This window comes from Pseudacidovorax sp. DMC4 (genome assembly GCF_056314265.1).
In genome coordinates this window covers 326,304-340,571 of record NZ_JBQUYR010000005.1, presented here as the reverse complement: position 1 = coordinate 340,571, position 14,268 = coordinate 326,304, and the positions used below count along the sequence as shown (strand labels likewise).

The 14,268-nt window shown below is 68.7% G+C and carries 13 protein-coding genes; 1 reads left to right on the top strand and 12 read right to left on the bottom strand.

The window, feature by feature from the left end:
• Nucleotides 1-84: 84 nt before the first annotated feature.
• The 12 genes from ACT54X_RS12165 to ACT54X_RS12110 form a co-directional block, all read right to left on the bottom strand.
• On the bottom strand, nucleotides 85-789 hold the full coding sequence (locus tag ACT54X_RS12165; protein WP_354320102.1) for a transposase: 705 nt from the start codon (nucleotides 787-789) through the stop codon (nucleotides 85-87).
• Between the two features lie 2 nt (nucleotides 790-791).
• Nucleotides 792-1,709 carry a class I SAM-dependent methyltransferase gene (locus ACT54X_RS12160; RefSeq protein ID WP_294370560.1) on the bottom strand — a complete coding sequence of 306 codons (918 nt, stop codon included), beginning with the start codon at nucleotides 1,707-1,709 and terminating at the stop codon, nucleotides 792-794.
• A complete protein-coding gene (locus ACT54X_RS12155) occupies nucleotides 1,706-2,272 on the bottom strand; it encodes a DUF1415 domain-containing protein (protein ID WP_294370562.1) in 567 nt (188 codons plus the stop codon). Before ACT54X_RS12155 ends, ACT54X_RS12160 begins: the two co-directional genes overlap by 4 nt.
• A gap of 67 nt (nucleotides 2,273-2,339) precedes the next feature.
• Complete coding sequence (locus ACT54X_RS12150; protein WP_476346713.1) at nucleotides 2,340-3,542, bottom strand: MFS transporter; 1,203 nt, start codon at nucleotides 3,540-3,542, stop codon at nucleotides 2,340-2,342.
• A 14-nt stretch (nucleotides 3,543-3,556) separates the two neighbouring features.
• Nucleotides 3,557-4,690 carry a deoxyguanosinetriphosphate triphosphohydrolase gene (locus ACT54X_RS12145; RefSeq protein WP_476346712.1) on the bottom strand — a complete coding sequence of 378 codons (1,134 nt, stop codon included), beginning with the start codon at nucleotides 4,688-4,690 and terminating at the stop codon, nucleotides 3,557-3,559.
• A 25-nt stretch (nucleotides 4,691-4,715) separates the two neighbouring features.
• Entirely contained in the window at nucleotides 4,716-5,828 is a 1,113-nt protein-coding gene (gene aroB / locus ACT54X_RS12140) for a 3-dehydroquinate synthase (protein ID WP_476346710.1), read from the bottom strand.
• A gap of 30 nt (nucleotides 5,829-5,858) precedes the next feature.
• Nucleotides 5,859-6,386 (bottom strand): shikimate kinase, encoded by a 528-nt coding sequence (locus ACT54X_RS12135; RefSeq protein WP_294370568.1) that lies wholly within the window; start codon nucleotides 6,384-6,386, stop codon nucleotides 5,859-5,861.
• Nucleotides 6,387-6,496: 110 nt separating this feature from the next.
• On the bottom strand, nucleotides 6,497-8,674 hold the full coding sequence (locus tag ACT54X_RS12130; RefSeq protein ID WP_294370572.1) for a type IV pilus secretin PilQ: 2,178 nt from the start codon (nucleotides 8,672-8,674) through the stop codon (nucleotides 6,497-6,499).
• A complete protein-coding gene (locus ACT54X_RS12125) occupies nucleotides 8,671-9,216 on the bottom strand; it encodes a pilus assembly protein PilP (protein WP_294370766.1) in 546 nt (181 codons plus the stop codon). Before ACT54X_RS12125 ends, ACT54X_RS12130 begins: the two co-directional genes overlap by 4 nt.
• On the bottom strand, nucleotides 9,216-9,893 hold the full coding sequence (locus tag ACT54X_RS12120) for a type IV pilus inner membrane component PilO (protein ID WP_114802285.1): 678 nt from the start codon (nucleotides 9,891-9,893) through the stop codon (nucleotides 9,216-9,218). Before ACT54X_RS12120 ends, ACT54X_RS12125 begins: the two co-directional genes overlap by 1 nt.
• Nucleotides 9,894-9,907: 14 nt before the next feature.
• Nucleotides 9,908-10,519: a PilN domain-containing protein gene (locus ACT54X_RS12115; RefSeq protein WP_294370577.1), complete on the bottom strand. Its 612-nt coding sequence runs from the start codon at nucleotides 10,517-10,519 to the stop codon at nucleotides 9,908-9,910.
• A complete protein-coding gene (locus ACT54X_RS12110) occupies nucleotides 10,516-11,592 on the bottom strand; it encodes a pilus assembly protein PilM (protein WP_294370580.1) in 1,077 nt (358 codons plus the stop codon). Before ACT54X_RS12110 ends, ACT54X_RS12115 begins: the two co-directional genes overlap by 4 nt.
• 245 nt (nucleotides 11,593-11,837) lie before the next feature.
• Here ACT54X_RS12110 and ACT54X_RS12105 point away from each other — a divergent pair, with 245 nt between their 5' ends.
• Nucleotides 11,838-14,252: a penicillin-binding protein 1A gene (locus ACT54X_RS12105; protein ID WP_476346707.1), complete on the top strand. Its 2,415-nt coding sequence runs from the start codon at nucleotides 11,838-11,840 to the stop codon at nucleotides 14,250-14,252.
• Nucleotides 14,253-14,268 lie beyond the last annotated feature (16 nt).

Here is a 14,268-nt window from a genome sequence, read left to right as displayed (position 1 = left end):
CGTCAGCCATTTCTTACCGCTTCAAAATTGGGGACAGATCACGATCAACGGGGAGCAACCGGTCTTGCGGCCGCTTGCGATGCATCAGCCCCCGGGAAGACTGGGATCTTTCGGCTTACGCCCTGCACGCCCGACCGCCAATCGGCGCGGTGTATCGGCCTGCAGCTGCTGGACGAAGGCAGCCTCGCCCGCCGCCCATCCTTTGCGGGTGGTTTCGGTCAGCATGAGCTGTTCAGCTCGCGTCGGCCCTACATGCACCATTTCGGCGTACGCGGCTTCACGCGCGAAGGGCGTATTGCCCAGCGCCCAGTACAGCGCATGCGGCGTGAGGAAGCGATCGGTGCGCAGCCCCACGTAGTGGCCATGGCTGGACCACGCATAGTCGCGCGCCTGCTCCACCAGCCCCGCCCGTACTGGATGCAGGTCGATGTAGGCCATGCAAGGCAGGAAGTAGCGCTCGGCCTGCAGCACCGTGCCACGGTAGCGGCCTTCCCACAGCGTGCCGCGCCGTCCGTGGCGGTCGTTGAAGTGGCGCACATAGCGCCGCCCCACGGCCTGCATCCACAGCGACAGCGCCTCGGCCGTCGGCGGCGTGGCCAGGACGTGGAAATGATCTTCCAGGATCACGTAGGCATGCAGGGCCACGCCCGCGCGCTGGGCCTGCTCGCCCAGCGTGTCCAGCAGCATCTGCCGGTCGGTGGTGTCGACCACCACCGCCTGGTCGTTGTTGCCGCGCTGGATCAGGTGGTGCGGATGGCCGGCCAGCGCCAGCCGGGGCTGCCTGGCCATGTTCAGGCCTCGTGCACGGCCTCGGTCGCCGACGCCGCGGGCGGCAGTGCCGGAAAGCGGCGCCCGGCCAGCTCGTCGAGCCCGAACTCGGCCAGCAGCGCACGCAGCCGCTGGGCGGCGCTGGCTTTGCGATGGCCGGTGCGGCGCGCCAGGATCAGCTCGTTCTTCATGCTGTGCTCCCAGCCGACCAGTTCGGTGACCGTCACCTGGTAGCCACAGGCTTCCAGGTACAGGCAGCGCAGCACATTGGTGAGCTGGCTGCCGATCTCGCGCGTGTGCAGCGGATGCCGCCACAGCTCGGCCAGCGGCGTGCGCGCCAGCGACAGCGCCTTGCTGTGCCGCAGGCTGGCCGCCACTTCGGCCTGGCAGCAGGGCACCAGCACCATGAAGCGGGCCTGCTTGGCCAGGCCGAAGGCGATGGCGTCGTCGGTGGCGGTGTCGCAGGCATGCAGCGCGGTGACCATGTCGATCTGCGCCGGCAACTCGGTGGCCGTCGCCGATTCAGCCACCGACAGCGCCAGGAAATGCATGCGCGCAAAGCCCAGCCGATCGGCCAGCGCCCGCGAGCGCTCGACCAGCTCGGCCCGGCTCTCGATGCCGTAGATATGGCCGCCGCGCGCCTTGAAGAACAGGTCGTGCAGGATGAAGCCCAGGTAGGACTTGCCGGCGCCGTGGTCCGCCACGGTCGCCACAGCGCCTTCCTCCGGCAGCTCCAGCAGCAGTTTCTCGATGAACTGGTAGAGGTGGTAGACCTGCTTGAGCTTGCGCCGCGAGTCCTGGTTGAGCCGGCCCTCGCGGGTCAGGATGTGCAGCTCCTTGAGCAGCTCGACCGACTGGCCAGGCCGCAGCTCCTCGGCCAGCGCCGCGTCTGCCACGCCCGTTGCGCCCGCGCGCTGCCCCTTGTCTGCCTGGCGTTTCATGGCCGCCCCCCTGCCCCGGCACCCACGTCCAGCGCCGCCCAGCCCGCCGCCCCCAGGGCGTCGAGCGTGTCGATGTTGCGCTCGAAGATGTCCGCCGCGTCCGGAAAGGCCTCGACCGCGCGGTCGATACTGGCTTCGCGCAGCAGATGCAGCGTGGGATGGGGCGAACGGTTGCTGAAATTGCCCAGCGCGTCCTCGTCCTCGCCAGCGAACTGGAAGCGCGGATGGAAACTGGCCAGCTGAAGCTCGCCCTCGTGCCCGGCGCGGCGCATCAGGCGCTCGCAGCGGCCGGTGAAATCGTGGAAGTCGTAGAAGTCGTGCAAGGCGTGGGGAACGATCAGCAAGGTGGTGTCGCGGGTGTCGGCCGGTGTCTCGCGCAGCGCCTGTGCCTCGGCCAACAGGCGCTCGGCCAGCTGGTCCAGGTCGTCGCCGGCATGGACGGCGTAGTGCACCTGGCCCTTGGCCTGCACGGCCTTGGCGAAGGGGCACAGCTGCAGGCCGATGACCGCCCGGTCGACCCAGCGGCGCGTGTCGGCGATGGCCTGCGCGGCATCGATGGTCATGAAGAATTTCCTTTGGTGTGCACGGGCCGCGGCGGGCCCTGCAATCCGCCGATTGTCTGCGCCCTTCTCAAGCGCCAGCCTGGGCGCGCCGTCCCAGCCAACGGGCCATCTGCATGCCCGCCAGCGAACAGCCGAGCGCGAACACCCAGGTCCAGTGCCAGCCTCCCACGCGCTGGGCCAGCCAGCCCACGACGGGGGGCGCCAGGAACTGGCCGAGCGACGAGGCCTGCTGCATCAGCCCCACCGTGGTGGAGGCCGCCTGCGGCACCACGCGTCCCGCCAGCAGGAAGAGCGTGGCGGGCACCATGCCGCCCGCCAGCGAGAACACGCAGACGGCAAGGTAGCGAACGGGCATGGGCAGCGCCCAGACCAGATCGCCGCTGCCGATCTGGGCGAAGGCCAGGGCAGCCATCAGCGCCATCACCAGAAAACCGCGCACCAGCAGGCGTTGCGGCGCGTGCCCGCGCTGCAGCAGGCGGCCGCCGCACACGTTGCCGACGATGTTGACGGCGGCCGCGACCGCGGTGAGCAGCGCCATCCAGGCCGCCGGCATGCCGGCCGACGCGTAGATGGTCGGCAGAAAACCGATCACAGCCATCCACTGCGCCGCATAGACGCAGAAGGCGCCCGCCACCAGCCAGGCGCCCGGCTCGCGCAGCGTCAGGCCCAGGCGCGACGACCAGCCAGCGCCAGCGGGTGCGGGGCGCCCCCCATCGGCCGGCACGGCATGGATCAGCCCCAGCATGGCCATGGCGGACACCAGCGCGGCGCCTTGCCACCAACCCGTCCAGCCCGCGACGTGAAGGAACACGGGCCCCGCCAGCAACGCGAGCGACACCCCCAGGGGCATGTAGGCGCCCCACCAGCCCAGCGCCGCCTTCTCGGTGCCGGGCACCGCCAGCCGCCGCACCAGCGCCGGCCCGGGCATCACCGCCAGCAGAAAGCCCGCCCCTTCCACCACGCGCAGCGCGAGCATGGCCCCGAAGCCGATGCCCATCTGCCCCCAGGCACCCGCCGCCGCCGACGCGCCGGTAAGCAGCCCGAGTCCGATGAGCATGCAGCGCCGGGCGCCCAGACCGTCGGCCAGCACGCCCGCCAGCAGGCCGAACCCCATGCCCGCGAACTGCAGCACCGACAGCAGGAAGCCGGCCTGCACCAGCGACAGCCCCAGTTCGTCGTGCAACGCCGGCAACGCAGGCGGCAGCTTGCCCAGATGGATGGCGGCGCTCACACCACCGAAGACCACGAAGAAGGCGGCGTGACGGGACACGGGCGCGGCCGTGTTCATTCGTCCGTCCACGGCCGGCCCGTCAGCCGCTCGTGTTCGCGCACGGCGAAGCGATCGGTCATGCCGGCGATGTAGTCGGCCACGGCACGGTGGCGGTCGGGGCGCCGCGCGTGCCGTTCGGGCAGGCTCAGGTCGCCCTGCACATAGGCCGCGAACAGGTCGCGCACCACGTCCTGCGCCCGCCCTGTCGTGCGGGTGACCTGCGGATGGCGGTACAGGTTGGCAAAGAGAAAGCGCTTGAGTGCCACCGACTGGCCGCGCATGTCCTCGCTGAAGCGCACCAGGGGCGGCAGCCGCCGCACCGCCTCGGCGTCCTGCGGATCGGCCTGCGCGAGCGCGGCGCGCGTGGTATCGATCAGGTCGTAGACCTGTTCGCTCAGCATTCGGCGGATGGCCTCATAGAGCAGGCGGCGATCGTCCAGCGCCGGGTGCTCGGCCAGCGTCTGGCGGCGGTGGCGCTCGAACAGCGGCACCTCCTGCAGCGCCTCCAGCCGCAACAGCCCCGAGCGCACGCCATCGTCGATGTCGTGGGCGTTGTAGGCGATCTCGTCGGCCAGGTTGGTGAGCTGCGCCTCGAGGCCGGGCTGCGTGCCATCGAGGAAACGCCGCGCGATGCCGCCGGGCTCCTGCGCCTCCAGCCCCTCGGCATTGGCGCGCGAGCAGTGCTTGAGGATGCCCTCGCGCGTCTCGAAACAGAGATTCAGGCCGTCGAAACCGGGGTAGCGGTGCTCCAGCGCGTCGACCACGCGCAGGCTCTGCAGGTTGTGCTCGAAGCCGCCATGCTCCGCCATGCAGCCGTTGAGCGCATCCTGCCCGGCATGGCCGAACGGCGTGTGGCCCAGGTCGTGCGCCAGGGCGATGGCCTCGACCAGATCCTCGTTCAGGCCCAGGGAGCGCGCCACCGAGCGGCCGAGCTGCGCCACCTCCAGCGAATGCGTGAGCCGGGTGCGGAACAGGTCGCCCTCGTGGTTGAGGAAGACCTGCGTCTTGTAGACCAGCCGGCGGAAGGCCGTCGAATGGACGATGCGGTCGCGGTCGCGCTGGAAGTCGTCGCGCGTGGGCGCGGGCGGCTCGGCGAAGCGACGTCCGCGGCTGCGGGTGGGGTCGCTGGCCCAGGCCGGCGCGCTCATCGCCCTGCCTTGCCGGCGCGCACGCTCAGGCTGCCACGCATTCGGCCAGCACCTCGCGCACCAGGGCATCGGGCGCCGGGCGCATCAGGGCGCTGCCCGGCCGGTCGATGACCACGAAGCGGATCTCGCCGGCCTCGGCCTTCTTGTCCACGCGCATCAGGTCGAGGTAGCGCTGCGCGCCCAGAGCCGGCGCCACGACCGGCAGGCTGGCGCGGCGCACCAGCGCGGTCAGCCGCTCGACGAAGGCGGCATCGACGCCGCCCAGCTTCTGCGACAAACGCGCCGCCATCACCATGCCGCAGCCCACCGCCTCGCCATGCAACCATTCGCCATAGCCCAGGCCCGACTCGATGGCATGGCCGAAGGTGTGGCCGAAGTTGAGGATGGCGCGCAGGCCCGACTCGCGCTCGTCCTGGCCCACCACGGCCGCCTTGATCTCGCAACTGCGGCGCACCGCATGGGCCAGGGCGGCGGGTTCACGCGCCACCAGCGCCTCGATGTTCGCCTCGATCCAGTCGAAGAAGCCCATGTCGTAGATGGGCCCGTACTTGATGATCTCGGCCAGCCCTGCCGACACCTCGCGCGGCGGCAATGTGCGCAGCGTTTCCAGGTCGCACACCACCAGTTGCGGCTGGTAGAAGGCGCCGATCATGTTCTTGCCCAGCGGATGGTTGATGGCCGTCTTGCCGCCCACCGACGAATCGACCTGCGCCAGCAGCGTGGTCGGCACCTGCACGAAGGGCACGCCGCGCATGTAGCAGGCGGCGGCGAAGCCGGTCATGTCGCCCACCACGCCGCCGCCGAGCGCGAACAGCACGGTGCGGCGGTCGCAATGGGCGGCCAGCAGTGCATCGAAGATGGTCTGCAGCGTCTCCCAGTTCTTGTGCGATTCGCCATCGGGCAGTTCGACCACGCGCACCGTGGCGAAGCGGCCGGCCAGCGTGTCGCGCAGTTGCTGCGCATAGAGCGGCGCGACGGTGGTGTTGGTCACGATCACGGCGGCCGATGCCGCCGGCAGCGCGGCGTAGGTGGCGGGCTCGGCCAGCAGGCCGGCGCCGATCAGGATGGGGTAGCTGCGCTCGCCAAGGTCGATGCGGACTTGCTCGACGGCCGGCGCAAGGGATGGGGTAGCGGCCATGCCCCGAGTTTAGAGGGCGGCCTCTGTCTTTCAGCCTTCGGAGGCTGCTTGCAGCTGCCGCTGGACGTCCGTCACCACGGCACCGACCGAGGCACGGCCCGTCTCGACGACGACATGGGCCACCTCGCGGTAGAGCCCGTCGCGCGCCGCATAGAGCTCGCGCAGACGGGCCAGCGGATCGGCCACCTGCAGCAACGGCCGCTTGGTGTCGTGGCGCAGGCGGCGGTACAGATCCTCAGGCGCCGCGTGCAGGTAGACGACACGGAAGGACTGCTGCAGGCAGGCACGATTGGCCGGCCGGATGACGATGCCACCCCCCGTGGCCACCACGCCGGCGCCCTGCTCGCCCAGCTCGGCGAGCACCTGTTCTTCGAGCTGACGGAAGGCGGCCTCGCCCTCGCGTTCGAAGTACTCGCGGATCGAGCAGCCGATGCGCTGCTCGATGACCACGTCGCTGTCGGCAAAGGCACGCTGCAGGCGGCGGCCGAGTTCCTTGCCCACCGCCGACTTGCCGGCGCCGGGCATGCCGACCAGGGCGATGGATTGGGAGGAGGACACGGAAGCCGAAGATGCGCAGGAGCCTGGTGGCCCCCGCAGGATGCGAAAACGCGCGGCAGTGTATCAGCGGCCCTGCCGGGTGCTCCTGCCCGGCAAAGCCTCGGCCGACATCAACGCGCGGCGTTGCGGTCGGTGATCATCTTCGGCGTGATGAACACCAGCATTTCGGTCTTGTTCGACACGCGATCACGCTTGCGGAACAGGGCGCCGACCACCGGCACCTCGCCCAGCACCGGGATGCGCGACTCGTCGTTGGTCTCGGTCAGCTCGAAGATGCCGCCGATCACCACCGTGCCGCCGTTCTCGACCAGCACTTCGGTCTGCACATGCTTGGTGTTGATGGCGGGGCCGGCCGAGGTGTTCACGCCGCGGGAGTCCTTGTTCACGTCCAGCGTCAGGATGATGTTGCCCTCGGGCGTGATCTGCGGCGTCACTTCGAGCTTCAGCACCGCCTTGCGGAAGGAGATCGAGGTTGCGCCGCTGGAGGTGGCCTGCTGGTAGGGAATCTCTTCGCCCTGCTCGATCAGCGCCTTGGTCTGGTCGGCGGTGATGACGCGCGGGCTGGAGATCACGCGGCCCTTGCCGTCGGCCTCGAGCGCCGAGATCTCCAGGTTCAGCATGCGCGAGAAGCTGGAGTTGAACAGCGCCAGCGTGAAAGCCCCGGCTGCATTGCCCGTGCCGCCAGCGTCGCCGGCGGGCAGGTTGATGAAGTTGTTGAGCGTGGCGGTGCCGAAGCTCACGGTGGGGCTGGTCGTCGTCGACGTGGTCGTGGTGGTGCCGCCCGTGGTGGTGCTGGTGGAGGTGGTGCCACCGCCGGTCACGGTCGGATAGGTGCCGAAGGAGCTACGGCTGTTGATGAAGCTGCCACCCAGGCGCGCGCCCAGCGACTTGCCGAAGGTGTCGGTGGCCTCGACGATGCGCGCCTCGATCATCACCTGGCGCACCGGCACGTCCAGCTTCTGGATCAGCTCGGCCACCTGGGCCAGCTTGGACGGCACATCCGAGACGAACAGCTGATTGGTGCGCGATTCGGCGATCACGCTGCCACGGGCGCTCAGGATGCGCGTGGCAGTCCCCGTGCCCCCCCCACCGCCGCCGGCGGCCGTGCCGGTGCCGGTCAGGCCCTGGGCGATCACGATCGCCTTGGTGTAGTTGAGCTGGAAGGACTGGGTGCGCAGCGGCTCCAGGTTCTCGATGGCCGCCTTGGCCTCGTATTCCATCTTCTCCTTGGCGTTGATCTCGTCCTTGGGCGCGATCCACAGCACCGAGCCGTTCTTGCGCATGCCCAGGTTCTTCGCCTGCATGATGATGTCCAGCGCCTGGTCCCAGGGCACATCCTTCAGGCGCAGGGTCAGCGAGCCGGTCACCGAGTCGGAGGTGACGATGTTGAAGTTGGTGAAGTCCGCGATGACCTGCAGCAGCGAGCGGATCTCGATGTTCTGGAAGTTCAGCGACAGCTTCTCGCCGGTATAGCCCACGCCCTGGGTCAGCTTGGTCGGGTCGACCTTGCGGGCGCGCACCTCGACCACGAACTGGTTGTCGCTCTGGTAGGCGCTGTGCTCGTAGTCGCCGCGCGCGTCAATGGTCAGGCGCACGCGATCGCCCACCTGCTGGGCGTTGACGAACTGCACCGGCGTGTTGAAGTCCGTCACGTCCAGCCGTCGGCGCAGGCCCTCGGGCAGGGTCGACTTGGTGAATTCGGCCACCAGCGCGCGGCCTTGCTGGCGCACGTCCACACCGACCTGGTTGTTGGCGAGTTCGACGATCACGCGGCCCGTGTTGTCCGGGCCCAGGCGGAAGTCGATGTCGCGCAGCGGCTGGCTGTCGCGGTTGAAGTTCTCGGAAAAGGACTGCTGGGCCGGCGCGGCCAGCGCCTGGCCGGGCGCGGGGCTGAGCACCACGAGCAGCGAACTCCCCTGGATGTCCGTGCGATAGGCCGTGGCCTGCTTCAGGTTGAGCACCAGCCGCGTGCGATCGGCCGCCTGCACCACGTTCACCGACCGCAGGTTGCCCTGGTTCACGTCGACCGAGGACCGGCCCAGGGCATTGGTGGTGGCCGGAAAGTCCAGCGCGATGCGCGCCGGGTTCTGGACGGTGAAGCCGGTGGGTGGCGCGGCGAGCGGCCGGGCGAAGTCGATGCGCACGACCTCCGAGCCCGACTGCACCGAGCCCGTCACGGCCTGGATCGCGTTCTGCGCCTGCGCCAGCGCCATGCTTCCCAGGCAGAGCATCGCCATGCCCGCGCGCCGCAGCCAACCCAGTGCGGGAGTGCTGACCAATGACTTCATTTCGACCTCTCTTGCAGCTGCAGCGTCGCCGTGCGCTCGATCCATTCACCCGCGGCGTCCTGCACGATCTCGCGCAAGGCCAGCTCCGTCTCGTCGATGCGCATCACGCGCCCGTAGTTCTGTCCAAGGTGGTTGCCCACCCGCACCTGGTAGAGCAGCTTGTCCACCATCACCAGCGCCATCTGCTGACCCCCGCGCTTGAGGCTGCCCACCATGGCCATCGAATCCAGCGGATAGGCCTCCAGGGGCTCCTTGGGCCGGTTGAGTTCGGGCGCGATCAGGTCCGAGCGCACGGCAGGGCTCGTGCTGTCCCGTCGCAGGGCCTGCAGCAGCCGCTGGTTGTCGAAGGGCTCGACGGCGCCGGTCTCGGTGTAGGCCTGGGGCACGAACTTCTTCGGCTCGGAAATCTGCTCGATGCGCGGCTTGGCGTTGGCGCGTTCCTGGCGCATCCACTCCACCAGGTCGTCCTGATCGGATCCCAGGCAGCCGGTGAGCAGGACGGCTGCCGAACAGGCCAGCAGCAGGAGGCCGGTCTTCTTCATCATTTCTTGGCCTGGGCGGCGGACGCCTTGCGCTGCGCGGCCTGCTCGTCGGCATCCAGGTAGCGGTAGGTGCGGGCGGTGGCGTCCATGGTCAGCCCGCCGCCGTCCTTCTGGGGCACGATGGACAGGTTGTTGAGCGTCACGATGCGCGACAGGTTGGCAATGTCGGCAGCGAAGGCACCCATGTCGTGGTAGCGCCCCGTGACGCGCACGGCGATCGGCAGCTCGGCGTAGTAGTCACGCACCTCGACCTGGCCCGGGCGGAAGAGCTCGAACTGCAGGCTGCGGCCCAGGCCGGCCTGGTTGATGTCGGACAGCAAGGCATCCATCTCGGCCTTGCTGGGTAATTGCTTTTCGAGCACGAGCACGTACTGCTGCACCTGCTCGCGCTGCTTCTTCAGCTGCTCGAGGTTGACGGCCCGCGCCACTTTGGTCCGGTAGTCCTCGCGCAGCGACTGCTCACGACCGAGGTCGGCCTGGTACTCCTCGTCCACGCCACCCAGCCAGACGAACCACAGCACCACCACCACCGCCGCCGCGACGACGGCGCACAGGGCGTAGCGCGGCACAGCCGGCCAGCGGGACGGATCGTTGGGATCGAGGCCACGGAACTGCCGCGCGGCCGCGCGCAGTGCCGCACCCACATCCGCGCGTGGCAATGAAATGCGCGACGCCATCTCCGCTCGCCCTTTCAACCCTTGGTCGATGCCGCGGGCGCCGGCGACGTCGGCTTCTGGGCCTCCGTCGGACGGCGCACGCCCACGCGCATCGTGAAATTCGACACCCGGCGCTGATCCCGGGGACTGAGCGTGACCACGCCCGCAGTGATTTCCACCAACTCGGGCTTGACCAGCCAGGGGCTGCTGTTGCCCAGGTTGCGCAGCAACTCCGAGACCCGCTCGTTGGACTGGGCCGCGCCCTGCAACGTCACGGTCTGGTTTTCCTGGCGCATGCTGGTCAGGTAGACGCCGTCGGGCAGCTGCCGGACCAGCTCATTGAGCAGGTGCACGGGCAGGTTGCGGTCGCCCTGCAGGTCTTCCACCGACTTCTGGCGCGCGCGCAGCCCGGCGATCTCGGCCTGCAGCGTGGCGATCTCCTTGATCTCGGTGTCGAGCTTCTGGATCTCCGAACTCAGCAGCGCGTTGCGCGTCTGCTGGTCGAGGATCAGTGCCTGCAGGTACAGGAAGGCCACGCCGGCGATCAGGCCACCGGCCAGGGCCGCTGCGCCCAGCGAAGCATAGAAGTTCTCCTTGCGCCGCTTGCGGGCCGCCTCACGGTGCGGCAGCAGGTTGATCAGGATCACTGCAGGAACCTCCGCATCGCCAGCCCGCAGGCCGTGAGGTAGGAGGCAGACTCGCGCTGGAGCCGCTTGGCACGCACGCCCGAATCGAACTCCATGCCCTCGAAGGGATTGAGCAGCGAGCAGGCGAAGGAGGTCTGGCGCGTCACCGCATGGGTGAGCCCCGGCAGCCCCGCGGAGCCGCCGGCCAGCAGCACGTAGTCCACGCGGTTGTGCGGCGTGCTGGTGAAGAAGAACTGCAGCGCCCTCGCGATCTCCTGCGCGATGCTGGCCACGAAGGGCTTGAGCACGGCGGATTCGTAGTCCTCGGGCAGGTCGCCGCTGCGCTTCTTGGCCTCGGCCTCCTCGGCCGAGAAGCCGTACTGGCGCACGATCAGCTGGGTGAGCTGCGCGCCGCCGAAGGCCTGGTCGCGGTCGTACAGCACTTCGTCGTTGCGCAGCACCTGCATGCTCGTGGTGCTGGCTCCCACCTCGAACAGCGCGACGACGGCGTCGCGGCCCTGGGCGGGCAGTTGCTCGATCAGCCGCGCCGCGGCGAGCCGGGAAGCGAAGGACTCCACGTCCAGGATCACCGCCTTCAGACCGGCCGCCTCCGCCAGACCCTGGCGGTCCTGCACCTTCTCCTTGCGGGAGGCGGCGATCAGCACCTCCACGTCCTCGGGGCTGCCCGGGCTCGGGCCCATGACGCAGAAGTCGAGGCTGACCTCGTCCAGCGAGAAGGGGATGTATTGGTTGGCCTCGGACTCGACCTGGACCTCGAGCTCCGTCTCACTCAGGCCGGCCGGCAGGATCACCTTCTTGGTGATCACGGCCGACGGCGGCAGCGCCAGGGCGGCATTCCGGGTCTTGGCGCCGCTCTTGCGGACGGCCCGACGGACGGCTTCGGCCACCTCGTCGAACTTCTCGACGTTGCCGTCGGTGATCCAGCCACTCTCCAGGGGCTCGATCGCGCAGCGCAGGAGCACCAGCTTGCCTGCGGGGTTGCGCTCGAGTTCCACCAGCTTCACACTGGACGAAGAGACGTCCAGGCCCAGAAGAGGCGGCGGCTGTCGACGAAAAAGTGATCCAAGGGCCATCGGAGGACGCTCAGCCGTTCACGTGCTTGTAACACTTGGCAAAAAATGCGTGTGAATAGATGCTATCAGCGCAACGCCCCACGCACCAACAGCCGCCGTCGGCTTTTTTTAACGAAATTGCATTAGTTGTTAAAAGAATACGAAGGCACACCGCCGCATCCTCAACCCAAAGTAACGATCAGTGTAACCAGGGGTGAGAAGCGACCCGGTTTTTATAATCCGCGGCCCCAAGAGCCTCTCGCCCCATGCCCCCCTCCTCACGCGCGCCGGCGCCCTCCCCCCGAGAAGACAAGGCCCAGAAGCGCCCTCCCGGGCACGCCTGGCTGCGTTGGACCACGCGCATCCTCCTGTGGATGCTGGGCATTGCGGGTGCCGCCGTCGCCAGCGCGCTGCTGGTGGGGGCAGTGGCCCTGGCTGTCGCCTATCCCAACCTGCCGGACGTCTCGGAACTCGCCGACTACCGGCCCAAGCTGCCGCTGCGCGTCTTCTCCGCGGAAGGCATCCAGATCGGCGAGTTCGGCGAGGAGCGCCGCAACCTCACGCCCATCGCCACCGTGCCCAAGGTGATGAAGGAGGCGGTGCTGGCGGCGGAAGATGCCCGCTTCTACGACCACGGCGGGGTGGACTACAAGGGCGTGATCCGCGCCGGCCTCGCCAACCTCAACCGGGTGAAGAGCCAGGGCGCATCGACCATCTCCATGCAGGTGGCGCGCAACGTCTACCTCAGCTCCGAGAAGACGCTCACCCGCAAGATCTACGAGATCCTGCTGGCCTTCAAGCTGGAGCACCAGCTCAGCAAGGACCAGATCCTCGAGATCTACCTCAACCAGATCTACCTGGGCAACCGCTCCTACGGCTTCGCCGCTGCGTCCGAGTCGTACTTCGGCAAACCGCTGCAGGACATCACCATTGCCGAGGCCGCGATGCTGGCCGGGCTGCCCAAGGCACCGGGCGCCAACAACCCGGTCAACAACCCCTCTCGTGCGCGAGCGCGCCAGCTCTACGTCGTCGACCGCATGGTCGAGGCCGGCTTCATCACCGAGGCGCAGGCCAAGGAGGCCCGTGCCGAGCGCCTGCACCTGCGCAACGCCAACGATCCTGACCGGCTGCATGCCGAATACGTGGCCGAGACGGTCCGCCAGCTGATGTACGCGCAGTACGGCGACAGCACCTACACGCGCGGCTTGAAGGTCTACACCTCGCTGGTCGCGTCGCAGCAATCGGCGGCCTACTCGGCCCTGCGCCGCGGCATCATGGACTACGAACGGCGCCAGATCTATCGCGGCCCCGAGAAGTTCATCGACCTGCCGAGTGACCCCAAGGAGCTCGACGAGGCCGTGGACGACGTGCTGGCCGAGCATCCCGACAACGGCGACGTGATGTCGGCCGTGGTGCTCAAGGCCAGCCCCAAGGAAGTGACCGCCGTCCGCGCCAGTGGCGAAGAACTGCAGATCAGCGGCGAAGGCCTGCGCCCGGCCCAGTCGGGCCTGTCGGACAAGGCGGCGCCCAACGTGCGCATCCGCCGCGGCGCCGTCATCCGCGTCGCCAAGACGGCCAAGGGGACCTGGGAGATCACACAGTTGCCCGAGGTGGAAGGCGCCTTCGTGGCCATGGACCCGCGCGACGGCGCCATCAAGGCGATGGTGGGCGGCTTCGACTTCGGCAAGAACAAGTTCAACCACGTGACGCAGGCGTGGCGGCAACCAGGCTCCAGCTTCAAGCCCTTCATCTACTCGGCCGCGCTGGAGAAGGGCTTCATGCCCAGCACCGTGGTCAACGACGGGCCGCTGTTTTTCGATGCCGGCACCACCGGCGGCCAGCCCTGGGAGCCGAAGAACTACGACGGCAACTTCGAGGGCCCGATGCCGCTGCGCCGGGCGCTGATGAAGTCCAAGAACATGGTGTCCATCCGTGTGCTGCAGTCCATCGGCACCCGCTACGCGCAGGACTGGATCACCAACTTCGGCTTCGAGCGTGAAAAGCACCCAGCCTACCTGCCGATGGCGCTGGGCGCAGGCTCGGTCACGCCGATGCAGATGGCGGCCGCCTATTCGGTGTTCGCCAACGGTGGCTACCGCGTGAATCCTTACCTGATCACCCGCATCACCGACCACAAGGACCGGGTGCTGGTCGATGTGCAGCCACCGCTGCGGGGCGAGACCTCGCGCGCCATTCCGCAGCGCAACGCCTACATCATGGACAGCCTGCTGCAGTCCGTGGCCAGCGGCGGCACCGCGGCCAAGGCCCAGGCCACGCTCAAGCGCGTCGACCTCTACGGCAAGACGGGCACCACCAACGATTCGCTGGACGCCTGGTTCGCCGGCTTCCAGCCTACGCTCACCGCCGTGGTGTGGATGGGTTACGACACGCCACGCAAGCTGGGCGACCGTGAGACGGGCGGCGGCCTGAGCCTGCCGATCTGGATCAGCTTCATGCAGACCGCCCTCAAGGGCGTGCCGGTGAGCGAGATTCAGTCGCCGCCGGGGGTGGTCAACATCGGCGGCGAGGTCTACTACGACGACTACACGCCCGGCCGGGCCGTGAGCACGCTGGGCGTCGAGCCCGTGACGGTGCCGGGCATCGACGGCAGCACCCACCCGGCCGGCGCCCCCTCGGGCGGCGAAGAGCGCAACCGGATCCTCGACCTGTTCCGCAACTAGGCCGGCGGCCGCGGGC

What these genes read in the sequence shown, in the direction of transcription:
- ACT54X_RS12155 (WP_294370562.1), bottom strand. Translation starts at nt 2,272, where the DNA reads ATGACCATCGATGCCGCGCAGGCCATCGCCGACACGCGCCGCTGGGTC.
- ACT54X_RS12105 (WP_476346707.1), top strand. Translation starts at nt 11,838, where the DNA reads ATGCCCCCCTCCTCACGCGCGCCGGCGCCCTCCCCCCGAGAAGACAAG.
- ACT54X_RS12160 (WP_294370560.1), bottom strand. Translation starts at nt 1,709, where the DNA reads ATGAAACGCCAGGCAGACAAGGGGCAGCGCGCGGGCGCAACGGGCGTG.
- ACT54X_RS12120 (WP_114802285.1), bottom strand. Translation starts at nt 9,893, where the DNA reads ATGGCGTCGCGCATTTCATTGCCACGCGCGGATGTGGGTGCGGCACTG.
- ACT54X_RS12125 (WP_294370766.1), bottom strand. Translation starts at nt 9,216, where the DNA reads ATGAAGAAGACCGGCCTCCTGCTGCTGGCCTGTTCGGCAGCCGTCCTG.
- aroB (WP_476346710.1), bottom strand. Translation starts at nt 5,828, where the DNA reads ATGGCCGCTACCCCATCCCTTGCGCCGGCCGTCGAGCAAGTCCGCATC.
- ACT54X_RS12110 (WP_294370580.1), bottom strand. Translation starts at nt 11,592, where the DNA reads ATGGCCCTTGGATCACTTTTTCGTCGACAGCCGCCGCCTCTTCTGGGC.
- ACT54X_RS12145 (WP_476346712.1), bottom strand. Translation starts at nt 4,690, where the DNA reads ATGAGCGCGCCGGCCTGGGCCAGCGACCCCACCCGCAGCCGCGGACGT.
- ACT54X_RS12165 (WP_354320102.1), bottom strand. Translation starts at nt 789, where the DNA reads ATGGCCAGGCAGCCCCGGCTGGCGCTGGCCGGCCATCCGCACCACCTG.
- ACT54X_RS12130 (WP_294370572.1), bottom strand. Translation starts at nt 8,674, where the DNA reads ATGAAGTCATTGGTCAGCACTCCCGCACTGGGTTGGCTGCGGCGCGCG.